This is a genomic window from Streptomyces sp. NPDC047028, assembly GCF_040644095.1.
Classification (GTDB): Bacteria; Actinomycetota; Actinomycetes; order Streptomycetales; family Streptomycetaceae; genus Streptomyces.
Map to the genome: position 1 here is coordinate 1 of NZ_JBEYVS010000049.1, position 26,061 is coordinate 26,061.

The 26,061-nt window shown below is 72.3% G+C and carries 20 protein-coding genes; 13 read left to right on the forward strand and 7 right to left on the reverse strand.

Annotated features, from left to right (window positions below; translation table 11 throughout):
• Nucleotides 1-100 precede the first annotated feature (100 nt).
• The 4 genes from ABZ854_RS31455 (at nt 101) to ABZ854_RS31470 (ending at nt 3,915) form a co-directional block, all read left to right on the forward strand.
• Nucleotides 101-1,213 (forward strand): cupin domain-containing protein, encoded by a 1,113-nt coding sequence (locus ABZ854_RS31455; RefSeq protein WP_361217660.1) that lies wholly within the window; start codon nt 101-103, stop codon nt 1,211-1,213.
• Nucleotides 1,214-1,262: 49 nt separating this feature from the next.
• A complete protein-coding gene (locus ABZ854_RS31460) occupies nt 1,263-2,168 on the forward strand; it encodes a fumarylacetoacetate hydrolase family protein (RefSeq protein WP_361217663.1) in 906 nt (301 codons plus the stop codon).
• A 33-nt stretch (nt 2,169-2,201) separates the two neighbouring features.
• Nucleotides 2,202-2,999 (forward strand): Asp/Glu racemase, encoded by a 798-nt coding sequence (locus ABZ854_RS31465; protein ID WP_361217666.1) that lies wholly within the window; start codon nt 2,202-2,204, stop codon nt 2,997-2,999.
• Nucleotides 3,000-3,081: 82 nt separating this feature from the next.
• Nucleotides 3,082-3,915, forward strand: a complete 834-nt coding sequence (locus ABZ854_RS31470; protein WP_361217669.1) for a PaaX family transcriptional regulator C-terminal domain-containing protein — start codon at nt 3,082-3,084, stop codon at nt 3,913-3,915.
• Between the two features lie 55 nt (nt 3,916-3,970).
• Here ABZ854_RS31470 and ABZ854_RS31475 read toward each other — a convergent pair whose 3' ends face one another.
• The gene (locus ABZ854_RS31475; RefSeq protein WP_361217671.1) at nt 3,971-4,672 is read right to left on the reverse strand and encodes an alpha/beta hydrolase; all 702 of its coding nucleotides are present in this window, start codon (nt 4,670-4,672) and stop codon (nt 3,971-3,973) included.
• A gap of 272 nt (nt 4,673-4,944) precedes the next feature.
• Here ABZ854_RS31475 and ABZ854_RS31480 point away from each other — a divergent pair, with 272 nt between their 5' ends.
• The 4 genes from ABZ854_RS31480 to ABZ854_RS31495 are packed head-to-tail and all read left to right on the forward strand — an operon-like array spanning nt 4,945 to nt 10,380.
• Nucleotides 4,945-5,892 (forward strand): ABC transporter permease, encoded by a 948-nt coding sequence (locus ABZ854_RS31480; RefSeq protein ID WP_361217673.1) that lies wholly within the window; start codon nt 4,945-4,947, stop codon nt 5,890-5,892.
• Nucleotides 5,889-7,826, forward strand: coding sequence for a dipeptide/oligopeptide/nickel ABC transporter permease/ATP-binding protein (locus tag ABZ854_RS31485; RefSeq protein WP_361217676.1), 1,938 nt, complete (start codon nt 5,889-5,891; stop codon nt 7,824-7,826). Before ABZ854_RS31480 ends, ABZ854_RS31485 begins: the two co-directional genes overlap by 4 nt.
• Nucleotides 7,823-8,821, forward strand: a complete 999-nt coding sequence (locus tag ABZ854_RS31490) for an ABC transporter ATP-binding protein (RefSeq protein ID WP_361217679.1) — start codon at nt 7,823-7,825, stop codon at nt 8,819-8,821. Before ABZ854_RS31485 ends, ABZ854_RS31490 begins: the two co-directional genes overlap by 4 nt.
• An 11-nt stretch (nt 8,822-8,832) precedes the next feature.
• Nucleotides 8,833-10,380 carry an ABC transporter substrate-binding protein gene (locus ABZ854_RS31495; protein ID WP_361217681.1) on the forward strand — a complete coding sequence of 516 codons (1,548 nt, stop codon included), beginning with the start codon at nt 8,833-8,835 and terminating at the stop codon, nt 10,378-10,380.
• A 12-nt stretch (nt 10,381-10,392) separates the two neighbouring features.
• Here the strand turns inward: ABZ854_RS31495 and ABZ854_RS31500 are convergent, their stop codons facing one another.
• Nucleotides 10,393-12,846, reverse strand: a complete 2,454-nt coding sequence (locus ABZ854_RS31500; RefSeq protein WP_361217684.1) for a SpoIIE family protein phosphatase — start codon at nt 12,844-12,846, stop codon at nt 10,393-10,395.
• Nucleotides 12,847-13,147: 301 nt separating this feature from the next.
• Here ABZ854_RS31500 and ABZ854_RS31505 point away from each other — a divergent pair, with 301 nt between their 5' ends.
• Nucleotides 13,148-15,307 (forward strand): SpoIIE family protein phosphatase, encoded by a 2,160-nt coding sequence (locus ABZ854_RS31505; protein WP_361217686.1) that lies wholly within the window; start codon nt 13,148-13,150, stop codon nt 15,305-15,307.
• Between the two features lie 47 nt (nt 15,308-15,354).
• Here the strand turns inward: ABZ854_RS31505 and ABZ854_RS31510 are convergent, their stop codons facing one another.
• Nucleotides 15,355-17,640 carry a glycoside hydrolase family 3 C-terminal domain-containing protein gene (locus ABZ854_RS31510; protein WP_361217689.1) on the reverse strand — a complete coding sequence of 762 codons (2,286 nt, stop codon included), beginning with the start codon at nt 17,638-17,640 and terminating at the stop codon, nt 15,355-15,357.
• A 274-nt stretch (nt 17,641-17,914) separates the two neighbouring features.
• On the opposite strand from ABZ854_RS31510, the gene ABZ854_RS31515 reads away from it, so the two are divergent.
• Complete coding sequence (locus tag ABZ854_RS31515; RefSeq protein ID WP_361217691.1) at nt 17,915-18,586, forward strand: TetR/AcrR family transcriptional regulator; 672 nt, start codon at nt 17,915-17,917, stop codon at nt 18,584-18,586.
• A gap of 112 nt (nt 18,587-18,698) precedes the next feature.
• Here ABZ854_RS31515 and ABZ854_RS31520 read toward each other — a convergent pair whose 3' ends face one another.
• The 4 genes from ABZ854_RS31520 to ABZ854_RS31535 all read right to left on the reverse strand — a co-directional run bounded on the left by ABZ854_RS31520 (nt 18,699) and on the right by ABZ854_RS31535 (nt 22,601).
• Nucleotides 18,699-20,126 carry a diacylglycerol kinase family protein gene (locus ABZ854_RS31520; protein ID WP_361217694.1) on the reverse strand — a complete coding sequence of 476 codons (1,428 nt, stop codon included), beginning with the start codon at nt 20,124-20,126 and terminating at the stop codon, nt 18,699-18,701.
• A gap of 77 nt (nt 20,127-20,203) precedes the next feature.
• Nucleotides 20,204-20,656, reverse strand: coding sequence for a hypothetical protein (locus tag ABZ854_RS31525; protein ID WP_361217695.1), 453 nt, complete (start codon nt 20,654-20,656; stop codon nt 20,204-20,206).
• Nucleotides 20,657-20,682: 26 nt separating this feature from the next.
• Nucleotides 20,683-21,138 (reverse strand): SHOCT domain-containing protein, encoded by a 456-nt coding sequence (locus tag ABZ854_RS31530; protein WP_361217698.1) that lies wholly within the window; start codon nt 21,136-21,138, stop codon nt 20,683-20,685.
• 119 nt (nt 21,139-21,257) lie between these two features.
• Nucleotides 21,258-22,601, reverse strand: coding sequence for a hypothetical protein (locus ABZ854_RS31535; protein ID WP_361217700.1), 1,344 nt, complete (start codon nt 22,599-22,601; stop codon nt 21,258-21,260).
• A gap of 319 nt (nt 22,602-22,920) precedes the next feature.
• Between ABZ854_RS31535 and ABZ854_RS31540 the strand changes: the two genes are divergently transcribed.
• From ABZ854_RS31540 to ABZ854_RS31550, 3 genes are all read left to right on the forward strand, one after another.
• Nucleotides 22,921-23,547 carry a potassium channel family protein gene (locus tag ABZ854_RS31540; RefSeq protein WP_361217703.1) on the forward strand — a complete coding sequence of 209 codons (627 nt, stop codon included), beginning with the start codon at nt 22,921-22,923 and terminating at the stop codon, nt 23,545-23,547.
• Complete coding sequence (locus tag ABZ854_RS31545; protein ID WP_361217756.1) at nt 23,547-24,953, forward strand: DUF2252 domain-containing protein; 1,407 nt, start codon at nt 23,547-23,549, stop codon at nt 24,951-24,953. The genes ABZ854_RS31540 and ABZ854_RS31545 overlap by 1 nt, the downstream gene beginning before the upstream one ends.
• 248 nt (nt 24,954-25,201) lie before the next feature.
• Nucleotides 25,202-26,041, forward strand: coding sequence for a YhjD/YihY/BrkB family envelope integrity protein (locus ABZ854_RS31550; protein WP_361217706.1), 840 nt, complete (start codon nt 25,202-25,204; stop codon nt 26,039-26,041).
• The last annotated feature ends 20 nt before the right edge of the window (nt 26,042-26,061 follow it).

Genomic DNA, 26,061 nt, shown 5'->3' on the forward strand with positions numbered 1-26,061 from the left:
CCCGGAGAACCGGGCGGCCACTCCTTCGAAGCCACTGATGGCAAGGACCCATAAGCCACACCCGGCCCTCCCGGGCCGCCTAACAACTTACGGAGGACTCATGACCGCCGACCACGACGACACCCAGCTGGGCCGGGCCCGTGTCTCCGACACCCCCGAACTCACCGCCTACTACGGCGAACTCGCCGAACTGGACGCCGGCGCCCTGTGGACGGTCGCCAACGACATCGAGCCCTGGTACCCGCAGCCCAAGTCCGTCCCCGTCCTGTGGCGCTACGACGCCCTGCGCCCCCTCGTGCGCAAGGCACTCGACCTGGTCGAGGCCGACGACGCGGGGCGCCGCGTCGTCATGCTCGTCAACCCCGGCCGCAAGGACGTCAGCGCCGCCGTCGGCCTCCTCTACACCGGCCTGCAGGTCATGGGACCGGGGGAGTCCATGACCGCGCACCGCCACCAGGCCGCCGCCCTGCGCTTCGTCCACGAGGGCACCGGCGCCTGGACCATCGTCGACGGCCAGAAGCTGAAGGTCGGCCCCCGTGACTTCGCCATCACCCCCAACGGCACCTGGCACGAACACGGCAACGACGCCGACGACACCCCGGTCATCTGGCAGGACGGCCTCGACATCCCCCTGGTCAACGCCATGGACGCAGGCTTCTACGAGGTCCACCCCGAGCTGTACCAGCAGCCCGGCAAGGTGATCAACTCCTCCGTCCTCACCTACGGCGGCAACCTGCTGCCCTACGGGGCGGAGAAGTGGACCCGCCCCTACTCGCCGCTCCTGGCCTACCCCTGGGAGCCGACCTACGAGTCGCTGCTGGGCCTCGCCAAGGCCACGGAAGGCTCGCCGTACGACGGAGTCATCGCCGAGTACACCAACCCCGTCACCGGCGGCTCCGTGATGCCGACCATGGGCGCCCACATGCAGCTGCTGCGGCCCGGCCAGGCCACCAAGGCCCACCGCCACACCGGTTCGGTCGTCTACACCGTGGCCAAGGGCCGGGGACACTCCGTCGTCGCCGGCAAGCGCTACGACTGGCAGCAGGGCGACATCTTCTGCGTCCCGTCCTGGGCCTGGCACGAACACGCGAACCTCGACGAGAGCGAGGACGCCTGCCTCTTCTCGTTCAACGACTTCCCCGTGATGCGCTCCCTCGGCTTCCACCGCGAAGAGGCGTACACCGACAACGACGGGCACCAGCCCACCACGTGAACCGCCGCCGCGGCCCCCTCCCTGATCCCCTCCGTACCAAGGAGCCCTCATGCGCCTCGTGACCTACACCGCCGGCGATGCCCCCGCCCGTCTCGGCGCCCAGACCGGCGACCGGGTGATCGACCTCGCCGCCCTGGCCGCCCACCATGGCACCACCCTCCCGCAGGACCTGCTGACCTTCGTCAGCGCGGACGCCGACGTCCACGACACCGCACGGCGCCTGCTCGCCGGCGACCCGTCCGGCTGGCCGGCCGAGGCCGTCCACAGCCTGGAGCAGGTCGAACTGCGGGCCCCCCTGCGCCCCGGGAAGGTGATCGGCGTGGGCCTCAACTACGTGGAACACGTCGAGGAGTCCAGCCGCAGCCTGGACACCGACAGGGAACTGCCCCCGCGCCCCGTGCTGTTCGGCAAGCCCGCCACCGCGGTCACCGGCCCCGGACAGCCGATCCTGCACAACGGCGACCTCACCCAGCAGCTCGACTGGGAGTGCGAACTGGCCGTCGTCATCGGCCGCACCGCCTTCCGCGTCAGCGAGGCGGACGCCTACGACCACATCTTCGGCTACAGCATCGTCAACGACATCAGCGCCCGCGACCAGCGCCGCTCCGGGCAGTGGTTCTTCTCCAAGGGCCAGGACTCCTACGCGCCCTTCGGCCCCGCCGTCGTCACGGCGGACGACATCACCGACCCGATGGACCTGGACCTCGAACTGCGTGTCAACGGCGTGACCAAGCAGAAGTCGAACACCCGCCACATGCTCTTCCCCATCGCCCGCCTCATCGCCGACATCTCCTCCGGCATGACGCTGGAGCCGGGTGACGTCATCGCCACCGGCTCACCCTCCGGCGTCGGCGCCGGAATGGTCCCGCCGGAGTTCCTCACCCCGGGCGACACCGTGGAAGCCACGATCGAGCACATCGGCACCCTCACCAACCCCGTCGTCGACGCACGCTGACCCCCGCCGCCGCCCCAGCACCACGGAGAGACCATGGCCCCCCGACGCACGTACCGCATCGGCCAGATCGTGCCCAGCTCCAACGTCACGATGGAGACCGAGATCCCCGCCATCCTGCGCGCCCGCGAGGCCGTCGCGCCGGAACGCTTCACCTTCCACTCCAGCCGCATGCGGATGACCCACGTCACCCCCGAGCAGCTCAAGTCCATGGACGCGGACTCCGACCGCTGCGCCGTAGAGCTGTCCGACGCCCGCGTGGACGTCCTCGGCTACGCCTGCCTCGTCGCCATCATGAGCATGGGACTCGGCTACCACCGCGTCTCCGAGGAACGCCTGCACACCCGCACCACCGAGAACGGTGCCCCCGCCCCGGTCGTCACCAGCGCCGGCGCCCTCGTGCACGGCCTGCACACCCTCGGCGCCAGGAAGATCGCCCTCGTCGCCCCGTACATGCGGCCGCTCACCCGGACCGTGGTGGAGTACCTGACACACGAGGGCATCCAGGTCCTCGACTACGAGGCGCTGGAGATCCCCGACAACCTGGACGTCGCCGCACACGACCCCGCCAAGCTGCCCGGCATCGCCCGCGCCCTCCGACACACCGACGCGGACGCCGTCGTACTCTCGGCCTGCGTGCAGATGCCCTCGCTCGGGGTCATCGAGGAGGCCGAGCAACTGCTCGGCAAGCCCGTGGTCTCCGCGGCCGTGTGCACCGCGCACCAGATGCTGCGCACCCTCGGTCTGCCGGCCGTCGCACCCGGAGCGGGCCGGCTGCTGTCCGGTGCGTACGCCGAGTCGCCGCTGCCGCACCGGGAGGCGACCGCGCGATGACCGGCCGTCCGGGCTCCCGTCCACCCGCCGGGGCCCGGCGGGTGCTGGGTAGGATCGCCACCGCACACCACGGAAGGCGATCATGTCGGACACTCCTCTCAGGCCCAGCTCGTTGATCAGCACGGTCTACGGCGCCTTCCTGCGCCGTCTGGGAGGCTGGGTCTCCATCGCCGACCTGATCGTCCTGATGGCCGAGCTGGACGTGGACGGGCCGGCGGTGCGCTCGGCCATCTCCCGCCTGAAGAAGCGGGGCATCCTGGAGCCCGAGCGGCGCGGTACCAACGGCTACCGGCTGAGCCCGGCCGTCCACCCCGTCTTCGACGAGGGCGACCGCCGGATCTTCGGCAGCCTGGAGCCCGCGGACCTGGCGGACGGCTGGGTGATGGCGGTCTTCTCCGTCCCGGAGTCCGAGCGGTCCCACCGCTACCAGCTCCGCACCCGCCTGACCTGGCTGGGCTTCGGGAACATCACCTCCGGTGTGTGGCTCGCCCCCGGCCGCCTCCTCGACGATGCCCGCGCCTTGCTGGAACGGCTCGGCCTGAGCGACTACGTGCACCTCTTCGCCTCGCGGTACGTCGCGTTCAGCGACCTGCGCACCTCGGTCAGCTCCTGGTGGGACTTCCCGGCGATCCAGGCGCAGTACGCCGCCTTCACCGACACCTACAGTCCGGTGGCGGCACGGCTGACCGCGCTGGACGCCATCGAGCCGGCGGAGGCGTTCCGCCACTACACCCCCATGCTCACCCAGTGGCGGCGCCTGCCCTACCTCGACCCCGGCCTGCCGAAGGAGCTCCTGCCGGACGACTGGAACGCGGTCGCGGCACGTCAGCTCTTCCAGCAGCTCCACGCCGTGCTGGCCGAGCCGAGCCTGCGGCACGTCGAGAGCGTGACCGAGCTGCGGAAAGCCACGGACTGACATTCCGCCGGGTTCTGGCTCGACCCTCCGGATTAAATCGTGTAACAAGCCGAGGTCAGGACTCTCGGATCCACCCCTGGAGCGAGGCCATGAACCCCTCGATGTCGTCCCGGTGGATGCAGTGGCCGGCCCCCGGAACGGTGACCGACTCGAAGCCGCGGTCCTTCAGGGCGGCGGACGTGCCGGCGTCGACGGTCAGGCTGGGGTCCGCGAGCTGGACCAGCGAGGGACACCCCGGTGCCGCAGGCAGGTAGTCCGCGTCGAAGTGATCCACGGCGTCGAGGAAGGCGGGATCGAAGAGCGCGAACCCGGCCAGCTCCGCCGCGACATCCGCCTCGGACCAGCGCGGACACGCCTGCCGCACACTCTCCGGACCGGAGTTCTCGACCATGGCCCGCATCGCCGCCGTCGCACCGGGCGGCAGTGCTCCGAGACGGAAGCCGGGGTCGCTGTAGACGGCGCGGCGCGGGGTCAGGCGGGTGGCCGCCAGGGAGAGCGCGAGGCCGCCGAGCGAGTGGCCGATGGCCACATCCGCGCCGCGAGGAAGGTTCGCCACGAGGTCATCGGCGAGCAGGTCCGGCCGGTACGCGCCGCGTGGGCTGAGCCCATGGCCCCGCAGGTCCGGCGCGATCACCCGGTAGCCACGGTCCACCAGCCGCGCCCCCACGGCGTGCCAGGTGCGGTGGTCCGCCATGCCCCCATGGATCAGCAGGGCGGTCCGTGGGCCCTTTCCGAACTCGCGAACGTGGAGTTCCACATCGTCTCCTGTCCTACTTATCGACACGTGTAACCAGCTTCGGCTATACATGCCGGGACAGGCAAGGGGCGGGAATCCGGCCACCGCGGAAAATCTCCCGCGCCCGCCCTCCCGCAGCTCCTTGAGTCACTCCTCTCCGCCCGCCCCTCTCCCGGGCGCGCCGCGGAGAACACAAGTCGTCGCCCGGCACCTCGCCTCGAGGTCACCTCAGGGCGCTCCATCCCGACTCGGCGCGCTCACCGCCGAGTTGCACGACCTCCGACGAGGTGAGCATGGCTACGTTCCGACTGGTGGTCAGACGGCTGTTGTCGTCGGCCCCGCTTCTCTTCCTGGTCTCCGCACTGACCTTCGTACTGGTGTCCCTGGTGCCCGGCGACCCCGCCCGGACCATCGTGGGCCAGCACGCCACGGTCGAGCAGTACGAGGCCGTACGCGCCCAGTTGGGCCTGGACCAGCCGCTGCCGGTGCAGTACTGGCACTGGCTGGTCCGGGTCTTCCACGGTGACCTTGGCACCTCGCTGTTCAGCGGGGAGCCGGTCACGTCCGTGCTGGACAACCGGCTGCCCGTCTCCCTGTCCCTGATCCTCGCCGGCACCCTCGTCTCCGGAATCCTGGGCCTGCTGCTGGGACTGCTCAGCGCCCGGCGCGGTGGTCTGCTGGTCCGCGCCGTGGACGCCCTGGCCCTCCTCGGACTGGCGGTGCCTGCCTTCTGGTTCGCGCTCGTCCTCATCGCCGTCGGCGCCGTACGACTGCGCTGGTTCCCGGTGACCGGATACGTGCCGTTCGCGGACGACCCCGCCGGATGGGCCCGTTCACTGGTCCTGCCGGTCCTGTCGCTGTCGCTGAGCGCGGTGGCCATCATCGCCAAGCAGACCCGGGACTCCGTCCTGGACACGTTCGGACGGGACTTCATCCGGGTCATGCAGGCCAACGGGTTCTCCCGGCGCTCGATCCTCTACCGGCACGTGCTGCGCAACGCCGCCCTGCCCCTGGTGACCGTGCTCGGCGTGGTGCTCGTCAGCCTGCTGGCCGCCGCCGTCTTCGTGGAGACCGTGTTCGCGATGCCCGGGCTCGGCAGCCTCACCCAGCAGGCCACCGTCCAGCACGACATCCCCGTCATCCAAGGAGCCGTCCTGTACATCACCGTCCTCGTGGTCCTCGTGAACCTGCTGGTGGACCTCGCCTACAGCCGGCTCGACCCGAGGGTGCGTGCCGCGTGACCCAACCGACCACACCGCACACCGCTCCCGCGTCGCACCGACGCCCCCTGCTCCGGCGGGTCCTGAGCCGCCCGGCCGGCGCCCTCTCCCTCGGCTGGCTGGTCGTCCTGACCGTCGCCACCCTCGCGGCGCCGCTCCTGACCACGCACGGACCGCTGGACCAGGACCTCGATCACGTCCTGTCCGGGCCGGCGTCGGGCCATCTGCTCGGCACCGACAACCTGGGCCGGGACCTGCTCAGCCGTCTGCTCTTCGGCGGCCGTTCCACCCTGCTGGCCGTCGCGGAGGCGCTGGCCGTCTACCTGCTCGTCGGCGTCACCCTCGGCCTGGCGTCGGGATTCCTAGGCGGCTGGGTGGACCGGCTCACCGTGCGGGCCGCCGACGTGCTGTTCGCGCTGCCCGGCATCATCATCGTCCTCGTCGTACTCTCGGTCTTCCCCGGCAACCTGCACGCCGCCATGATCACCTTCGGCGTCCTGGGCAGCCCGGGCCTGATCCGCATCCTGCGCAGCCAGACCCTTGGCATCCGCGAGGAGTTGTACGTCGCGGCGGCCAGGGTCGCCGGTCTCACCCGCCCGCAGATCCTGCGACGCCACATCCTGCCGCGTATGACCAGCATGGTCGTCGTCCAGGCCGCCCTGTTCGCGGCGATCGTCGTCACCATCCAGGCGGGCCTCGGATTCCTGGGCCTCGGGGCCCAGCCGCCCGACCCGTCGTGGGGCGGCCTGGTGGCCGACGCCTCCCAGGCCATCGATCGCGCGCCCTGGATGCTCGTCCCCTCCGGCGTCCCGCTCGTCCTGACCGTCATGGCGCTCGGACTGCTCGGCGACGCGGTGCGGGACGCGGCCATCGAGGGATGGGCCGTGTCCAAGATGGCGGCGCCCGCGACCGGGCAGCCGGCCACCGCGCACCGCCAAGAGCCGGCCGACACCGCCACGGCGGGAACCCGGCCGTCGGACCCGGAAGCGCTGCTGTCGGTCAGGAACTTCTCCGTCGAGATCGCCGGCACGCCGGTCGTGCAGGACGTGAGCTTCGACATCACCGAGGGCGAGACCCTCGGCCTGGTCGGCGAATCGGGCTGCGGCAAGTCCGTCACCTCACTCGGAATCCTCGGTCTCGTCCCCGGCGGCGGGCGCATCACCCGCGGCCAGGTGCTGTTCGAGGGAACCGACCTGGTCACGTCACCCACCGCCCTCACCCGGGTACGCGGAGCGGGCATCGCCTACGTCTCCCAGGAACCCATGGTCGCCCTCGACCCGACGTTCGCCGTGGGCAGCCAGCTCGCCGAGGCGGTACGACGGCACGAGCGCTGCGACCGGTCGACGGCGCGCGACCGGGTCACCGAACTCCTCGACATGGTGAACATCCCCGATCCGGACGCCGTGACGCGGCGGTACCCGCACCAGCTCTCCGGAGGCATGGCCCAGCGCGTGGCCATCGCCCTGGCGCTCGCCGGACGGCCCAAGCTGCTGATCGCGGACGAACCGACCACCGCTCTGGACGTCACCGTCCAGGCCGAGATCCTCACGCTGCTGCGCACCCTGCAGGACGAGACGGGCATGGCGGTGCTCATCGTCACCCACGACTGGGGCGTGGTCGCCGACCTGTGCCACCGGGCCGTCGTGATGTACGCGGGCCAGGTCGTCGAGGAGGCCACCGTCGAGGAGATGTTCGCCCGGCCCCTGCACCCGTACACCGCGGGCCTGCTGGCCGCCAACCCCCACCTGGCGCGCGAAGGCGAGCCCCTGCCGACCATCCCGGGCACGGTCCCCGCTCCCCGCGACTGGCCGGCCGGCTGCCGCTTCGCGGCCCGCTGTGCACTGGCCGACGACGCGTGCAGACAAGAGCCGGTCACGCTCACCGAGCCGGCCGCCGACCGCCTCACCCGGTGTCTTCGGTACCGGCAGCTCCTCGTGGAAGGCACGCCCTCATGACCCAGCCACCGCTCCTCGACGTCAACGACCTGACCGTCGAGTTCCACCAGGGCCGGCGCACACCGCCGCTGCGCGCCGTGGACACCGTGTCCCTGAGCATCGCCCCCGGCGAGACCCTCGGGCTCGTGGGCGAGTCCGGGTCCGGCAAGTCCACCATCGGCCGCGCCGTCCTCGGCCTGAACCGCGTCCACGCCGGCCGGATCCACTTCGAGGGCCGCGACATCACCCACGCCTCGTCCCGTACCCGCCGTGCCCTCAGCGCCCGGCTCCAGGTCGTCTTCCAGGACCCGTACTCCTCGCTCAACCCGGCCCGCACCATCGGGCAGACGCTCACCGAGACCCTGCTCGCCCAGGGCGGCGGTCGCGCGAAGGGAACCGGGGAGCGTGTCCGGACGATGCTGGAACGCGTCGGAATGCCGGCCGACACCGCGGACCGCTATCCCGGCCAGTTCTCCGGCGGACAGCGCCAGCGCATCGCCATCGCCCGCGCCCTGATGCCCGAACCACGCCTGGTCATCTGCGACGAGCCGGTCAGCGCACTGGACCTCTCCATCCAGGCACAGGTGATGAACCTCCTGGCCGAGCTGCAGCGCGAACTCGACCTCAGCTACCTCTTCATCGCCCACGACCTGCCCGTCGTCCGCCACCTCTCCCATCGCATCGTGGTCCTCTACCGCGGCCAGGTCATGGAAACAGGCCCCGCCGCCACGCTCTACGACCGTCCCGTCCACCCCTACACCCAGGCCCTCCTCGCCGCCGTACCGCAGCCGGACCCGCGCATGCGGCGGGCCCGCCCGGCCGGCCGTACGCCGGTGACGACGGCGACCGCACCCGCCGGCTGCGTCTTCGCCCACCGGTGCCCCCACGCCGTGGACCTGTGCCGCACCGAGCGACCCGTTCTGCTGCCCCTCCCGGACGGCCGCGCCGCGGCCTGCCACCGGACCACCGAACTCACCTCCGCCGGCACCGACCGGCAGTCCGCTCCGCACACGTGAGGAACCGCCCCATGCACACAAGAACCCTGACCAGAGGGCTGGCGGCGCTGGCCGCGCTCGCCGTCGCCGCCACCGGCTGCGGCGGATCCGGGGCGGGAGGAGGCAGCGGCCGGAAAGACACCCTGACCGTCGTCACCGCCGGCGCACCCGCGAGCCTCGACCCCGCCAAGGCCAACGTCGGCTCCGACAACTGGTTCGTCAACCTCGCCTACGACACCGTCCTGCGCCAGGGCCCGAACGGCAAGGTGGCTCCGGGACTGGCCACCAAGTGGGGGTACGTCGGCACCGGCAACACGGACTTCGAGTTCACCCTGCGCGGCGGCCTGAAGTTCGCCGACGGCACACCCCTGAACGCCGGGGCGGCGGCCGCCTCGATCGACTACAGCCGCAAGAACGGCCTCAACGTCTCCTGGACGTCCTCCATCGCGTCGGTCACCGCCACCGGCCCCCTGACGGTGCGCGTCCACTGCTCCAGCCCGAACCCGATCCTGCCGCAGCTGCTGACCCAGGTGCTGATGATCGGCTCGATCGTGAGCCCCAAGGGCCTGGCGTCCCCCGGCGCGATGGGCACCCATTCGTTCGGCGCCGGCCCGTATGTCCTCGACGCGGCGCACACCGCCTCCGGCGACCACTACACCTACACCCCCAACCCGCACTACTGGGACAAGGAGAAGGTCCACTGGAAGAAGGTGGTCATCAAGGTCGTCTCCAACCCCAACTCCGCGCTCCAGGCGGTCAGAACGGGACAGGCCGACGCCGTCGCCATCACCGCCGACCAGGCCGGCACCGCCACGGCCGCCGGACTGAAGGTCACCGGTGCCCCGAACGTCTTCGTGGGCGTCAACCTCGCCGACCGTGAGGGCACCATCGCCAAGCCGCTCAAGGACCTGCGCGTACGCCGTGCTCTCAACTACGCCGTGAACCGGGCCGCCATCACCAAGGCCGTCGTCCAGGGCCACGGCCACCCCACCAGCGAGATATCCCTCCCCGGCCTCGACGGCTTCGCGGCCGACTACGACAACCACTACCCCTACGACCCGGCCAAGGCCAAAAGGCTCCTCGCGGAAGCGGGTTACCCCCACGGCTTCAAGCTCAAGATGGAGACCCAGGGCTTCTTCGGCATCGACCTGGTCACGCAGGCGGTCGTCCAGCAGTGGAAGCAGATCGGTGTCACCGCCGACGTGACCACCGACACCAGCGTGGGCCAGTGGCTGGCGAGCGCCACGTCCAAGAAGTATCCGGTGCTCGGCTTCGGCTACGGCGGCGCGACCAGCTACGCGCTCTCCCTCGACTGGATGCTCCCGCACGCCACCGCCTTCAACCCCTTCGCCACCTCCGACCCCGAGCTCACCCGCATGCTCGCAGCCGCCGCGGCCGCACCCGCCGGCAAGCAGCCGGCCCTCTACCAGAAGGTCATGCGCTTCGTGGTCGACCAGGCGTGGTTCGTCTCCGTGATGCGCATGGACGGCCTGTACGCCTACGACGCCAGGAAGCTGACGGGCTTCACCGCGGCCCCCAGCTACATCCCCGACCTCGCCTGGGACGTCGCCCCCAGATAGCGGCTCACAGGCTCACAGGCTCACGAACGCGGGCTCGGTCGAGGCCACTTCCGCCCAGATGGTCTTGCCCGTGCCCGTGTGGCGGGTACCCCACCGGCGGGCGAGCTGAGCGACGATGAACAGACCGCGGCCGCCTTCGTCGAAGACCCGCGCGCGGCGCAGATGAGGAGCGGTGCTGCTGGCGTCGCTCGTCTCGCAGATGACGTTGCCGTCGTCACGGATCAGCCGCAGGTGGCACGGGGGCCGGGCGTATCGGATGGTGTTGGTGACGAGTTCACTGACGATCAACTCGACGGCGAACGCCAGGTCGTCGAGGTGCCAGGCGCCCAGCGTCCGGCAGGCGAAGGCGCGGGCCTCGGTGACCGCCGCGGGATCCCGCGACAGTTCCCGGGTGGCGACCCGGTCGCCGCCCAGCACATGGGTACGGGCCAGCAGAAGAGCCACGTCGTCGTCACGGTGCTCGCGGAGCATCGAGTGGAGCACGGTGTCGCAGGCTTCCTCCAGAGACCGGTGCGGTCCGGCGAGCGCGGCGCGAAGAGAGGCGTACCCGTCGCCCGTGCCGCCGCGCGGGCCGCCGACGAGTCCGTCCGTGTACAGCGCGAGGACGCCGCCTTCCGGCACCTCGAACTCGGCGACTTCGAACGGCAGTCCGCCCACGCCCAGGGGGGGTCCGGCGGGTACGTCCAGGAACTGGACCGAGCCGTCGGGGGCGATGAGCGCGGGAACGGGATGACCGGCCCGGGCGACGGAGCACCGGCGGGAGATGGGGTCGTAGACGGCGTACAGACAGGTGGCTCCGACCTCGCCGGGGCCGGCGTCGGAGGCCTGTGGCGGGCCGTCCACGGCGTCGGAACGGTCCAGGCGCAGGACCAGGTCGTCGAGTTGGGTCAGGAGTTCGTCGGGGGCCAGGTCGACGTCGGCCAGCGTGCGGACCGCCGTGCACAGCCGCCCCATGGTGGCGGATGCCGGCACACCCCGGCCCGCGACGTCCCCGGCCACCAGGGCGACCCTCGCCCCGGACAGCGGAATGACGTCGAACCAGTCTCCGCCGATGCCGGCGTCCGGGTCGGCCGGCAGATAGCGGGACGCGACCTCGACGGCCTGCTGGCGCGGCGCGCGGTCGGGCATCAGGCTGTGCTGAAGGGTCAGCGCGATCTCGCGCTCACGCGTGTAGCGGCGGGCGTTGTCGATGAAGACCGCGGCCCGGGCGGCGAGGTCTTCGGCCAGCCGGAGATCCTGATCGTCGAAGGGATCAGGTGTGCGGTGCCGGCAGAAGACGGCGAGGCCCAGACAGATGCCCCGGGCCTGCAGCGGCACCGAGAGCAGGGAGTGAGTGCCGTGGGCGCGGATACGGGCGGCCCGTTCCGGGCAACCCGCCGCCCACGTGGCCACGGTGGTGTCGTCGACCTCCTCGCAGGAGGCCCGGCCGGTGGCCAGTGCCCGCCCCGGCGGGGAGGCCGCGTCGTAGATGTGAGCGCCGCCGAGCCGGATCACCGCCTCGGGACACCCCGGCAGCACGGAGCGCTGCGCGACACGGCGGAGGACCGGGCGGCCGGTGGCCTGGAGCGGGCCGGTGCCCCCGAGGACGCTTTCCAGGAGATCCACGACGACGAAGTCGGCGAAACCCTCGGAACCGACTTCCGCCAGCTCGTCCGCGGTGCGGCCGAGGTCGAGCGTGGTGCCGATCCGCAGTCCCGCCTCGTCGAGGACGCTCAGCCGCTGCCGGGCCCGGAACTGCTCCGTGGTGTCGGCGGCCGTCTGCGACAGCGCGCACACGCGACCGTCCGGATCCAGCACCGGCGAGAGGGTCAGCAGCCATGCGTGGGGGCGGGGCTCACCGGGCGTCCGCAGGTGCGCCTCCAGCCGTACCGTCTCGCCGTTCCGCCACACACGCTCGGCGGCTTGCTCGATGCCCTCCAGACCGGCCATCGGCTGTTCGGGGCCGGAGTGACCGATGCGCACGCCGAGAAGTTCGTCCTCCGTCTTCCCCATGGCGACGGTCGCCGCGGCGTTCACCGCGAAGCACACACCTTGCCGGACGAAGAGCGCCATGGTCAGAGGCAACTGTGTCAGAGCCCATTGCCTGATGACGGAGGCGTCCGGCACGACGCCCGGAGCGGGCGCCGCCGACTGCTCGAACCGCTGTCCGGTGAGGAACCAGCATTCCTCACCGGCCCCGCTCACCAGGGGATGTGCCTGCACCAGTATCGGCAGGTCCCGGCCGTCCCGGCAGTGCACCAGGAGGGGGTCGCTCCATGGCCTGCGGTCGGCACAGGAGGACAGGACGGCGTCGGGCAGCGGCTCGGCCAGGAGAATCCCGGCCTCCCGGCCGATCACCTCGGCAGGCGCATGACCGAGCAGCTCATGGGCGCCGGCGCTCCAGGCGGTGACGACCCCGCGCGCGTCCAGCGAGGCCGATGCCTGCGGCACGGGGGCAGGGCAGTCGGCGTCGGAAGCAGCCGGCACGTCGACCTCCCTCCGGACGGGGACGACCACTCACGGTGATACACCCAGGCGGCCGTTCCTCCAGCGTGCTCCATGGCCGCGGCGCTTCTCAACCGGGGCACCTCCGCTCCGCGGAGTCGGCGCCCGACGCAGCGCCCCGGCGCCCTGCCGTGGGGGAAGCTGTCACGACAGAGTGGGCGTATTGTCCGCATATGGGTGACGTGTGCTATGGCTGGTGGGGCACGGAGCTGCCGGCCCCGACGGTGGGCGGCCGCCGCGGCCAGGGACCCCGGACGTCCGCCGCCGGGGCGGGGTGACAGCCATGCGGCAGTCTGCCGGCCATGGCCTCGACGTCGGTTCGGACGTGGAGCGCCTGGACGAGGTCGTGGCCGCCGGGGTGCGGGAAACCGGCGCGTCCGCGGCCCTGCTGTACATGCGGCAGCCGGGGGAGAAGGTGTTGCGGCTGGCCCTGGTGTCCGGGGTCTCCCCGCAGATCGCCGCACCCTGGACGCGCGTTCCCGTGGATGCCCCGCTCCCTGTCGTGGATGCGATGCGGCAGCGGCGTCTGGTGTGGCTGGGCAACCAGGAGGAGATGGCGCGCCGCTATCCCCGGCTCGGGATCGTGCTGCCGTACGACTTCATGCTCGCCGCGGCCCCTCTGGCCGGCGGCGATACGGTGTGGGGCGGCATGGTGCTGCTGTGGCCCATGTGGCATCCCCCGCAGCTGAGCGAGCACGAACGCGGCACGATCGCCACCTGCTGCCGGCGCGCCGCGGACGTCTGTGAACAAGCCGCACGGCACGGGCGAGCGCTGCCGGCGCCCGAGCAGCCCCGGCTCCTCACCCCGCAGCCCACTCAGGCCGATCCCGCCCGGGCCGTCGCCGCGCTCGGCTTCACGGAACGCCTTCCGGTGGGCTGCTGCGCCCTCGACCTCGAGGGCCGGCTCACCTTCATCAACGCCGCCGCCGCCGATCTCGTGGACGCCGGCGCCGCCTCCCTGCTGGGCAGACGCCCCTGGGAAGTGCTGCTCTGGCTGCACCAGCCGCATTTCGAGGACAGCTACCGGGCGGCGTTGATCTCCCGCCGGCCCGCTTCCTTCACCGCCGTGCGTCCCCCGGACACGCCGCTGCTCTTCGAGCTCTACCCCGGAGAGGGCGGCATCAGCGTCCACATCACCCCCGCCGCACAGCCGGGCACGACCGGCATCGCCCCTGCCGCACAGCCGTGCGCGACCGGTCCGGCGGAGCAGCCCCAGTCCCATGCCGGTCCGGTGAGCGCGACCGCCCTGTACCTCCTGACGCACCTGGCGGCCGCTCTCACCGAGGCTGCGGGCGTCCACGACGTGGCCGAACGCGCCGCCGACCAGATCGTGCCCGCCTTCGGCCCCCAGGGCATGGTCCTGATGACCATGGAAGGAGGCCGGCTGCACATCATCGGCCTCCGCGGCTACAGCACCGACTTCGTCAGCCGGTTCGACGGCGCCCCCGTCACCGCGACCGCCCCGACCACCTACGCCCTGAGCACCGGAGCACCCGTCTTCTTCCCCACCTTCGCCGACTTCCGGCGGGCCTACCCGGATGCACCCCGCCACCGGGAGAGGAGCGCCTGGGCCTTCCTGCCTCTGATCGCCTCCGGTCACCCCATCGGATGCCTCGTCCTCGCCTACGACCAGCCCCGCCCCTTTCCCCCGGCCGAACGCGCCATCCTCACCTCCCTGGCCGGACTGATCGCCCAAGCCCTGGGCCGGGCCCGCCTCTACGACGCCACACACGCCCTCGCCCACAGCCTGCAGACCGGCCTGCTGCCACAGACCCTGCCCCGCGTCCAGGGTCTGGACGTCGCCGCCCGCTACCTCCCCGCCGGCCGCGGCACGGACATCGGCGGAGACTTCTACGACCTCATCCGCGGCGACACCGCCACCGCGGCCATCGGCGACGTCCAGGGGCACGACACCACCGCCGCCGCCCTGATGGGCCAGGTCCGCACCGCCGTCCACGCGCACGCCACCGCCGCGGCCTCCCCGGGAGACGTCCTCGCGCGCACCAACCGCCTCCTGACCGACCTCGACCCCGGCCTGTTCACCAGTTGCCTCATCACCCACCTCGACGTGGTCGGCCACCGCGCCCGGCTGGCCAGCGCCGGGCACCCCCCGCCCCTGCTCCGCCGTCCCGACGGACACACCGAGGTCCTCCGCCTGCCACCCGGACTGCTGCTCGGCATCGACCCCCACACCGACTACACCACCACCGACATCGCCCTCCCTCCGGGCGCCGTTCTCGTCCTGTACACCGACGGACTGGTGGAAACCCCCGGCACCGACATCGACGACACCACCCACAGCCTCGCCCGACGCCTCGAAGAGGCCCGGGAAGAGGACCTGGACGACCTCGCCGACGCCCTCATCCACCACGCGGAACGCAACGCCCCCCGCCACGACGACATCGCCCTCCTGCTCATCCGCCCCACCTCCGACGGGGGCTGACGCGGGCCGGGTCTTCGACGACGTCGTCGTCCCCTTCGCCCGACGGCTCAGGCTGCCGCGTAGTTCGCCACCGCCCGGGCCACCTGGGCGTCGTCCAGGGGGAAGCCGGGGAAGCGGACCAGCCGCGCCAGCGGGATCGCGCGGATCATGGGCCCACTGTGCGGGTCGAAGAGGATCTGCCCGAACCCCTCGGTGCCGAGCGCCTCGCGCAGCCACGGACCGGCCACCGGATGGGCGAGCCACTGCTCCGCCGTCGACTCCGCGTCCAGCGGAGCCACGAACCCGCGGCCCCGGAGCTCCACGGTGTCCTCCAGGCGGATGTCGCGGGACGAGGCGCCGACGCGCAGCCCGAACGCACCGCTCTCGACCACCCAGCGGCCCGCGATCTCGTGCCAGAACGCGAACGCCCGGCGCCGCAGCGTCATGGTGACGGGGGCGCTCTCGCCCGGTTCGAGGGTGACCCGCGCGAAGGCCCGCAGCTCCTGCTCCGGGCGGTGCACGGACGCCTCCGGGTCGGTGACGTACAGCTGGACGGTCTCCGTGCCGGTCCGGTCGCCCGTGTTGGTCACCGTGAGGGCGACCTCGACCAGCGGATCGTCGCCCGCGTCCCGGACCGTGGTGACGAGGCCGCTGTACTCGAAGCTGGTGTACGACAGTCCGTGCCCGAAGGGGTAGGCCACCGGCAGCCGGTGGGTGTCGTACCAGCGGTAGCCGATGAGCAGGCCCTCGGCGTAGCGGACGCGACCGGACTCGCCGGGGAAGGCGCCGACGGCCGGGGTGTTCTCGTAGCGGACGGGGATGGTCTCGGCGAGCTTGCCGGACGGCGCCGACGCGCCGAGCAGCAGGTCCGCGACGGCCGCGCCGCCCGCCTGACCGGGCAGCCATGCCTCCAGCACCGCCCCGGCCCGGTCCTGCCAGGGGGCGAGGGTGACGACGGAGCCGTTGGACAGGACCACGACGAGCCGGGGGTTGGCGTCGGCCACCGCGTGCAGCAACGCGATCTGCTGCGCGGGCAGGTCCATGTGGAGGCGGTCGTAGCCCTCGGACTCGTACGACGGGGGCAGTCCGAGGAACAGTACGGCGACGTCCGCACCGGCAGCGGCGCGCACGGCCTCGTTGACGAGCGCCGGGTCGGCGTCCTGCGACTCGATCACATAGCCGGGCGCGAAGGACACCTCGCGCCGGCCGTCCAGCGCGGCGCGCAGCGCGTCCAGCGCGGAGTCGACACGCGTCGGGTTGACCTGCGAGGAGCCGGCGCCCTGGTAGCGGGGGGTGCGGGCGAACTCGCCGATGACGGCGATCGCTGCGCCGCTGTCGGGGTCGAGGGGGAGCAGGGAGTCGTCGTTCTTGAGGAGAACGGCGCTCGCGGTGGCCGCCTCCCGGGCCAGCGCGTGGTGCGCCTCCGCGTCGTGGGCCGGGGCCGCCGTACCGCCTGCGTGGAGGGCGGGCAGCGCCCGGCCGATGAGGGTGAGCAGGCGGGTGACGGCCCGGTCGACGTCGGACTCGTCGAGTTCTCCGGCGGCCAGCGCGTCGAGGATCTTGCGGGTCCCCGAGCCGCTGGACGAGGGCATCTCCAGGTCCAGGCCGGCGGCCAGGGTCTGGGGGCGGCGGCTGACCCCGCCCCAGTCGGAGACGACCAGTCCCTGGAAACCCCATTCGTCGCGCAGGATGCCGGTGAGCAACTGGTGGCTCTCCGCGACGTACGTCCCGTTGACCTTGTTGTAGGACGACATGACGGTCCAGGGCTGGGCCTTGGTGACGACCGTCTCGAACGCCGGCAGATAGATCTCGCGCAGGGTGCGCTCGTCGACCTCCGCGGAGACCGTCATCCGGTCGGTCTCCTGGTTGTTGGCGGCGAAGTGCTTGACCGACGCGCCGACGCCCTGGCTCTGCAACCCGTTGACGAGGGCGGCGCCGAGTTCACCCGCGAGGAGGGGATCCTCGGAGAAGTACTCGAAGTTGCGGCCGCACAGCGGTGACCGCTTCATGTTGACCCCCGGGCCGAGGAGCACGGAGACCCGCTCGGCCCGGCACTCCCGCCCGAGCGCCTCACCGATCCGTCCGAGGAGACCGACGTCCCAGCTGGACGCGAGCCCCGCCGCGGTCGGGAAGCACGTCGCCCGAACGCTGTCCAGCAGTCCCAGGTGGTCACCCGACTCGGGCTGCTTGCGCAGGCCGTGCGGGCCGTCCGAGAGCATCACGGAGGGGATGCCGAGCCGCTCGACCGGCTGGGTGCGCCAGAAGTCCGAGCCGTCGAGCAGCCCGGCCTTCTCCTCCAGGGTCAACTCGCCGAGCAGGGCGGGGACGTCGAGACGGGGGACATCGGTGGTCATGTGTCAGCTCCTGTGGTCGGGCGTGAAGCGGGGCCCAGACGTGCGGACCGGCTCCGCGGGCGAGAGGGCGGCCGTCGTGAGCGGGACGGCGTGGTGGGCCGGCCGGAGCGGAACCTCTCCGGGCCGGGCGACGGCCGACCGGGCCGGGAAGTGGACCACCGGCCCGGTCGGCCGCGTCCAGGCAACCACGAAAACCGAGTACCCAATAGGTTTTCATTGTGAGGCGTGGATCACACACTTGGGGCACCGCTCACTGCCTGACTACGGTGACCTCATGGACCGAACGAACAGCGGCCGGCTCCCGGGAGCCTCCAAGGCCCGCGGCCCGTACGCCGTCGGCGACGAGCGCCGCCGGCGCATCCTCGACGCGGCCGTGGACCACTTCGCGCAGTGGGGATTCCACGCCTCCTCCCTGGCCCGGATCGCGAAGTCCGTCGGTGTCACCCAGGGCGGGCTGCTGCACCACTTCCGCGGCAAGGAAGACCTGCTGGTCTCGGTGCTCGAACGCAGCGAGGAGCAGGACGCCGAGAGCTTCTTCGCCACCGGCTTCGACTCCGCCGCGGACTGCTTCCAGCGACTGCTGGCCCTCGTCGACCTCAACACCCGCAGACCGGGCCGCACTCGGATGTTCAACGTCCTGGCGGGCGAGGCCTCGGAGCCCGGCCATCCGGCACACGCCTTCTTCCGCCGCCGCTACGACACCCTCGCGACCCGTCTCGCCGAGACCCTCCAGGCCGCCGTCGAGTCGGGTGAGCTCCGCCCCGACACCGACTGCGCGACCGTGGCCCGCGAAGTCATCGCCGTCATGGACGGCACGCAACTCCAGTGGGCGCTCGCCCCGGAGTCCGTCGACATGACGCACCGGCTCCGCACCTACCTCGACCGGCTGTACGGGGCGGTCTCCGCCGGCGCCACGGCTCTGCCCCCGACGCCTGGCGCCGCCTGACCGCCGCGCGTGAGGAGGGCCGCGACCGAGAGCCGGAAGGCAGCTTCCCTGCGGCTGGTGAGCGAAATCGCTGTTCCGGCAGGACCGGCGCGCGCGTCTCGGATCCGCGCCGTCAGGTTTCCGGGTCCGGGGTCCGGCTCGGCCCGGCCCCCGCGTCCGGGTGGTCGGCGGGGTCGCCCGCCCGCCTGGTGTCACGGCGGTGAGCGAGCCCGGCGAGACGCAGGACCCCCGGCCAGTCGGCGCCGTGGCGGCCGGGCGGGGGCGCGCAGCGGCGGGGAACGCGTACGCGCAGGCCGCCGGGGACGATCCGGCACGTCACCGGGGCGGGCAGGACGACGTGTTCGCCGTCGATGCCGGCCGGGACGGTCGCCGTGTCCGCGTCGACGACCACCTCGGGGGCGGTCAGCCGGCCCACCCCGGAACCGTGCCCGCCGCCGACGGCCCGCGCCGCCTGGGCCGTGTTGTCGACGTGCACGTACAGCGCTCCGAGCAGTCCCGTGTCGAGGCTGCCCCGGTGGCCGCCCCGCGGGCCGACGGCGTACTGGTAGGGGTTGTTGCTGACCAGCACCGCCTGCAGCCCCTCCGCGTGCCGGTCCCCGGCGCGCATGCTCAGGCGGAGCAAGGGGGCTCCGGTGAGCAGCGCGGGCAGGTCCCGCAGCGCGGTGCGGACCTTGGCGTCGCGGTACGCGGAGTCGCCCACGACCGCGGCGTAGCTGCCGAAGGACGCGTTGTTGACGAAGATCCGCCGGCCCGCGAAACCGAGGTCGACACGGCGCTCGACGCCGTCGGTCAGCGCGTCCAGGGCGGCGGCCGGGTCGCTCCGGTCGATGCCGAGGTCCAGGGCGAAATGGTTGCGGGTGCCCGCGGGGATGACGACGAACGGCAGATCGTGTTCATGGGCCACCTGGGCCACGAGCGCCTGGGTGCCGTCGCCGCCCGCCACCGCGAGCAGGTCGGCGCCTTCCGCGACGGCACGCCGGGCCAGGTCGGCCGCGTCCTGCCGGCCCGCGTCGAGCAGCGTCACCGAGGCGCCGGCCGCCAGCGCCCGGTCGACCAGACCGAAGCGGCCGACCTTGCCACCGCCGGAGCGCGGGTTCATCAGCACCCAGGGACACCGCGGCGCCTCGGCCGGTGCCGGTGCCGTCCCGGCGGAGGAGGGACGAGGCGTCAGTGCGCCCCGTGCCGCGGCGACGGCGACCAGCAGCAGGGCGGCGGAGGCGACGGCCGGACCGAGCATGCCGTGCGCGGCGTACAGGCCCAGCACGGTCAGGGGCGCCGCCACCGCCAGGACCGCGCCGACGGCGCGGAGGATACCGGTGTGGGCCAGGGTCCACCAGATACCAGCCGAGGCCAGGGCAAGTCCGGCCACCCCGAGCAGGAGCCACAGGACGCCGCGCAACCCGGCGGTGACGAGAGGGACCAGGACGCAGCCGAGGAGCGCCAGGAGGGAGGCGCGCGCCGTCCAGACGGCGGTCCGGACGCCGGCGGCGGGCGGGCCCGCACGAGGAGCCGGGCCCGCCGGCCGGGTGGGTGGCTTCACCGCCGGCCTCCTCTCGGGCCGAAGGCCCCGGGCCTGGCGCACTGCGTCGGCCCGGTGCGCCGCGTCCCGGCCGGGACTCACCCGTCGGCGCCCGGCAGGTCGCCGTAGTCGTCGCGGAAGTCCTCCTTGCGGGCCACGCAGAGGGCCCAGATGATGAAGCCGGACATGGCGATCATGATGACGGACCACACCGGGTAGTAGGGCAGGGACAGGAAGTTGGCGATGATGACGAGCCCGGCGATGGCCACGCCGAGGACCCTCGCCCAGGTCGCCGCCCGGTACAGCCCGATGCTGATGACGACGGCGACCGCGCCGAGGGCGAGATGGATCCAGCCCCATCCGGTGAGGTCGAACTGGAAGACGTAGTTGCGGGTGGTGAGGAACACGTCGTCCTCGGCGATCGCCATGATGCCGCGGAAGATGTCGAGGATTCCGACGAGCGTGAGCATCACGCCGGCGAACGTCGTCAGGCCCGCGGCCCATGCGTACTTCGTGCTGTGCGCCGCCCGGGGCGCGTGGGTGGCGGTCATCTTGTGCCTCGCTTTCCGTTCCGTGCTCAGCGGGATTCGGACGCGGTGGACGCGCCGGCGCTGACGGGAGTGCGGGTCTCACTCAGGACGAGGTCCTTGGCCCGGCGGAACTCCTCGTCCGTGATCTGTCCGCCGGCGCGCAGGTCTGCCAGCCTGGCCAGCTCGTCGGTGCTCGTGCGGGGACCGCCGTCACCGGCCGTCTTCCTGATGTAGGAGTCGAGTTCCGCCTGCTGGGCGCGGGCGTGGGAGATCTCGCGGTGACCCATGCTCCTGCCGCGGGCGATCACGTAGACGAAGACACCGAGGAAGGGCAGCACCAGGACGAAGATCATCCAGCCGGTCTTGCCCCAGCCGCTCAGGGTGTCGTCGCGGAAGATGTCACCGATGATCCGGAAGAGCAGCACGAACCACATGATCCACAGGAAGAACCACAGCATGGTCCAGAACGTGCTCAGGAGCGGGTAGTCGTAGGCGAGTTCCATGGTGCACTCATCTCTCTTCTCGGTTCCGGGTGGCCTTTCCCGCCGCCGTCCCGGCTGATCTCAGCGTGCACACCCGACGTGCGCGGGGCCTCACCCGGCGCGGGTGAGGCCCGCTCCGCTCACCGGTCCGCCCGGCTCGCCGCCGCCACCCGGTCGGCCCGTCCCGTCGCCGCGGCCAGTACTGCCAGGACGACGAGGACCACGACGACCAGACCGACGACGAGGACCACGGCCCCGACCGTGGGGTAGTTCCACAGCACCAGGGCCAGTGCCCCGAACCCGATGACCGCACCGGTGGTCCACGCACGGTGACCGTCCAGCCAGCGGCCGGTGCCGCCGGTGTCGAGGCCGGCGTCGCGCAGCGCCCGGCCCGCCGTGCCGGTACCGCGCCCGGCCAGCGAGCGCACCTTTCGCGCCACCCGGCTCGGACCGTACAGATACGCGGCCAGGGCGGTGATCACGGAGACCACCAGCAGGGTCCGGGCGCTGTTGCGCAGGAAGCGGACGAAGGTGTCGTACACCACCGCTGCGGCATCGGGCGGGAGCACCGAGTCGGGCACGGACCCCAGGTACACGCGGCGCACGACCGCGAGTCCGACGAGCAGCACGACCATCATCACGCCGACCCCGCTCGCCGTGATCAGCAGCATTGTCCGGTGGGCCGGGGCGGTCCATACGGCGAGGGCCGCGAACGCGATGGTGATCACGGGCAGCCACGCGCCCATGACGTCGAGCAGCCGCACCGCGTCCTGCGCCTTGGAGAGCTTGGCGGTCTCGAACAGGGTGATCTGCCGGTCGGGCGTGGGAATGGCGGTGGCCTTCTCGAAGCCCCGGTCGGCGAGGCTCTGCTTGACCTGGTCGACCACGGTGCCGAGGTCCAGCGTGACGGTGTCGCCCTTGGCCCGTACGGCTCTGCTCTCGTCCCCGGTGAGCATGCCCACGACTCCCGCGTGGGCGCGCCGGTTGGCGCCCTCCCACGCCTGCGCGAAGGCGTCGCTCGCGACCACGCGTTGGACGATGCCGTGCACGGTGTTCGTCAGTGCCGCGCGCAGCGGGCCGGCCAGGGCGGAGGACCGGTCCACCACGGCGGGAGGTGCCCCGGAGTTCGCCAGCGCCTTGCTCAGCGCCGCCGTCACCGCCCCGACGTCCACATTGGACACCACGCGGGCGGTCAGCCGGTCGGTGACCACCGCCTGCACGGCCGGCTCCTTCGCCAGCGGGGCGACGGTCTGCACGTACCGGCCGGTGTCGGTGACCGTGTCGTCCACCCACGCGGCGACCACGGCGAGGGGGGAGAGCAGCAGGGCGACGAGGAGCAGCAGGGACGCTCCGGCGTAGCGCGTCTTGCGGTGGCGTACGGCGGCGGCCCGGCGCATCCGCCGGTAGTCGGCGTGTTCCTCGGCGCTCAGCGTCACGCCGGGGCCTGCGCCGTCGCCCGGGGCGGAGGGCGTCTTCGAGGCCATGGGAACTCCTCGGGTGTCGGACCTGGACCTCACGCCGGCGGCGGGCCGGTGTGCGGTGTCTGAGCGCACAGCACGGTCATGGCTCCTCACTTGTCCTCGGACGACGCGGTCCCGCACCGGGCTGCCGGCGAAACGGTGAACGCGCGGTCCCGCGCCGTCCTCGCTTCGTCACCCTGCCGCGCGGCACCGCGCGCCGGGTCACCCCTCGCGGGTGATCCGCACGCGGGGCCGTTCCAGTGGGCTGGGCCATGGAAGGAACCACGAGTTCCAAAGGGACCGAGAGGTTCCGAAGACCGAGAGGTCCACGACGTGGCACGCCATGAGTGAGCGATACGCCGCCCGGAAGCGGGCGCCCGACGGGACGGGGACGGCCTCCCCGCCGGCCTCGTCCGCGCACCCCGGCCGGCGGGCGGCCGCGGTCGCCCTGCTGCGGGCCGGTCTGCTCGCTGCCGCCCTGGTCACCGCCTACTACCTGCTGCCCCTGGACCGGGCCGGACGAGGCGGCACCACCGCGGTCCTCGTCTGCGGACTCCTGGCCGTGGCCGCCGTCTTCGCCTGGGAGGTGCGGACCATCACGCGATCCCCGCACCCCCGCCTGAAGGCCGTCGAGGCCCTGACCGCCACCCTGGCGCTGTACCTGGTCCTCTTCGCCGGCACGTACTACCTGATGGAGGGGTCCACCGCCGGCTCCTTCAGCGAACCACTGACCAAGACCGACGCCCTGTACTTCACGCTGACGACGTTCACCACCGTCGGATACGGGGACATCAGCGCCCGTTCGCAGACCGCGCGCGTGGTGACGATGTTCCAGATGGCCGGCGGGCTGGCGCTGGTCGGTGTCGCGGCGCGGATCCTCGCCTACGCCGTGCAGACGGGTGTACGGCGCCAGGAGGGCCGGGCGGCGGCGCGGGACGACGGCGGAAGCGAACCGGAGGGACCGCCATGATGACACCGATCACCGCGCACGCCGCTCTCTCGCCGGCCGAACGGGCCGCGTACGGCAAGGCAGCCCGCGAGCGTGCCCCGCGCTCCGGTCACGGACGGTTCGAGACGGACCGCGAGCGGCCCGATCCCGTCGAGGTGCTGGAGGGCCAGTCGGCCACCCGGGTGCCGGAGCTGGTGCCCATCCGCTACGGCCGGATGCTGGAGTCCCCGTTCCGCTTCTACCGGGGCGCCGCCGCCCTCATGGCCATGGACCTCTGGTCACTGCCGGCCACGGAACTGACGGTCCAGTTGTGCGGGGACGCCCACCTGCTGAACTTCCGCCTGCTGGCCTCGCCCGAACGGCATCTGGTCTTCGACATCAACGACTTCGACGAGACTCTCGCCGGTCCCTTCGAATGGGACGTCAAACGCCTCGCGGCCTCCTTCGCGATCGCCGGCCGGCACAACGGCTTCTCCGCGGCCGAGCAGGACGGCGCCGTCCACGCGTGCGTGCGTGCCTACCGCACCCGTATGCGGGAGTTCGCCGCCATGCCCACCCTGGATGTCTGGTACGCCCAGGACGACGCCGACCGGGTACGCGCCCTGCTCGCCTCGTCGATGAGCAAGCGCGCCCGGCGCCGCACCGCCGCGGCGACGGCGAAGGCCCGCACGCGCACTCATCTCCGGGCGTTCGCCAAACTCACCCGGGTCACGTCCGAGGGACGGCGGATCGCCCCCGATCCGCCCCTCGTCACCCCGCTCCGGGACCTGCTGACCGACCCGTCCGACGACCGGCAGGAAAAGCTCCTGCGCAACGTGCTGGAGGGGTACGCGCGAACCCTGTCCTCGGAGCGCCGGTTCCTGCTGCGCCGCTACCGGCTGGTCGACATGGCCCGCAAGGTGGTGGGAGTCGGCAGCGTCGGCACGCGCTGTTGGATCCTGCTCCTGCTCGGCAAGGGCGACGACGACCCGCTGCTGCTCCAGGCCAAGGAGGCGCAGGAGTCGGTGCTGGCGGGGCCCACGGCCGACCTCGGTCACGAGAACCAGGGCCGCCGTGTGGTGACCGGACAGCGGCTCATCCAGACCACCAGCGACATCTTCCTCGGCTGGACCCACGCGGTGGGCCTCGACGGCGTCGGCCGGGACTTCTACGTCCGCCAGCTGTGGGACTGGAAGGGCATCGCGCGGCCGGACACGATGGAGCCGGACATGCTCCGCCTCTTCGCCCACCTGTGCGGGGGTGGGCTCGCCCGGGCCCACGCCCGCTCCGGCGACCCCGTCGCGATCGCCGCCTACCTCGGCGGCAGCGACCGCTTCGACCGCGCCCTCGCCGACTTCGCCCAGGCCTACGCCGACCAGAACGAGCGGGACGCGGAGGCGCTTGCCGCTGCCGTCGCCTCGGGCCGGGTAAGCGCCACCGCGATGTGAGGACGCCCGGCGCCGGACCGGCGAACGACACGACCGGACGAACGGTACGGCTCCGGTCGGCTGAACGACCGTGGTGGCACCGCCGCTGACACGCGGACAGCGGCTACGCTCACGGCGCCTCGTGGTGCACGCGACTCAGGGAGGGCAGGGCGACGGCCGGGATCGACCGCGAGCGTCTGCGGAGGACGCTGACGTTCTGGCTGCGCCCCGCCTTCGCCCTGCGCGTCCTCAACCGCTTCCAGCGGGTCGTGGGGTTCGACCGCTCGATGGCTCTGGCGTCCAGCGCCTTCACGGCGCTGGTCCCGCTCGCGCTCCTCGTCGGCGCCGTCCTGGGCGGCCTCGTGCACGTCGACGCAGCGGAACGGATCATCAGGCGCTACGACCTCAGCGGCGCCGGGGCCGACGCGGTGAACCTCCTCTTCGCGCCCGCGGAGGGCGGGAGCCCGAGCATCGGTGTCTTCGGCGTTCTCTTCCTGATGATCTCGGTGCTGAGCTTCGCGCGGGCCGCACAGCGCCTCTTCGAGCAGACCTGGGAACTGCGGCCGCTGAGCGTGCGCAACTCCCGCAACGGCCTGTGGTGGATCCTCACCCTCGCCGGGTACGCCCTGGTCAGCGGATGGATCTCCGCGCTCCTCGACGGGCGGGCGGCCGGCGTCCCGGCCGCTGTCTGCGAGGCGCCGGTGACGGCGGTGTTCCTCATCTGCACCGGCCGGCTCCTGTCGGCGAGGCGGATCACCTGGCGCGCGCTCATCCCGTTCGGGGCCACCGGAGCCGTCCTGCTGTCCGCCTACTCGTGGGGCGCGGCCCTGTACCTCCCGCGCCTGTTCAACTCCTACGCGGACCGCTACGGCGTGGTCGGCGGCGTCTTCGCGATGCTCTCCGCACTCTTCTCGGCCATGTTCGTCCTCGTCGCGTCGGCCGCGCTGGGCCGTGAGACGGCGGACGAACTCGACCGGATCCGGCAGCACCGGCAGCCGTCCGAGCACGAGGTCCGGCAGGAGTGGGCAGCCATGGTGGAGCAGACGCGTTCCCGCTGGCAGAGGGCCCGCGCGGACGTCTCCCGCCACCGGAGGCGCCCCACGCCGTGACGGGCAGGCCACGCGGCGAG

Excerpts from the sequence above, each read along its gene's own strand:
- ABZ854_RS31490 (WP_361217679.1), top strand. The coding sequence starts at position 7,823 with ATGACCCAGCCACCGCTCCTCGACGTCAACGACCTGACCGTCGAGTTC.
- ABZ854_RS31535 (WP_361217700.1), bottom strand. The coding sequence starts at position 22,601 with ATGGCCTCGAAGACGCCCTCCGCCCCGGGCGACGGCGCAGGCCCCGGC.
- ABZ854_RS31530 (WP_361217698.1), bottom strand. The coding sequence starts at position 21,138 with ATGGAACTCGCCTACGACTACCCGCTCCTGAGCACGTTCTGGACCATG.
- ABZ854_RS31495 (WP_361217681.1), top strand. The coding sequence starts at position 8,833 with ATGCACACAAGAACCCTGACCAGAGGGCTGGCGGCGCTGGCCGCGCTC.
- ABZ854_RS31460 (WP_361217663.1), top strand. The coding sequence starts at position 1,263 with ATGCGCCTCGTGACCTACACCGCCGGCGATGCCCCCGCCCGTCTCGGC.
- ABZ854_RS31545 (WP_361217756.1), top strand. The coding sequence starts at position 23,547 with ATGACACCGATCACCGCGCACGCCGCTCTCTCGCCGGCCGAACGGGCC.
- ABZ854_RS31465 (WP_361217666.1), top strand. The coding sequence starts at position 2,202 with ATGGCCCCCCGACGCACGTACCGCATCGGCCAGATCGTGCCCAGCTCC.
- ABZ854_RS31470 (WP_361217669.1), top strand. The coding sequence starts at position 3,082 with ATGTCGGACACTCCTCTCAGGCCCAGCTCGTTGATCAGCACGGTCTAC.
- ABZ854_RS31480 (WP_361217673.1), top strand. The coding sequence starts at position 4,945 with ATGGCTACGTTCCGACTGGTGGTCAGACGGCTGTTGTCGTCGGCCCCG.
- ABZ854_RS31525 (WP_361217695.1), bottom strand. The coding sequence starts at position 20,656 with ATGACCGCCACCCACGCGCCCCGGGCGGCGCACAGCACGAAGTACGCA.
- ABZ854_RS31455 (WP_361217660.1), top strand. The coding sequence starts at position 101 with ATGACCGCCGACCACGACGACACCCAGCTGGGCCGGGCCCGTGTCTCC.
- ABZ854_RS31540 (WP_361217703.1), top strand. The coding sequence starts at position 22,921 with ATGAGTGAGCGATACGCCGCCCGGAAGCGGGCGCCCGACGGGACGGGG.
- ABZ854_RS31510 (WP_361217689.1), bottom strand. The coding sequence starts at position 17,640 with ATGACCACCGATGTCCCCCGTCTCGACGTCCCCGCCCTGCTCGGCGAG.
- ABZ854_RS31515 (WP_361217691.1), top strand. The coding sequence starts at position 17,915 with ATGGACCGAACGAACAGCGGCCGGCTCCCGGGAGCCTCCAAGGCCCGC.
- ABZ854_RS31505 (WP_361217686.1), top strand. The coding sequence starts at position 13,148 with ATGCGGCAGTCTGCCGGCCATGGCCTCGACGTCGGTTCGGACGTGGAG.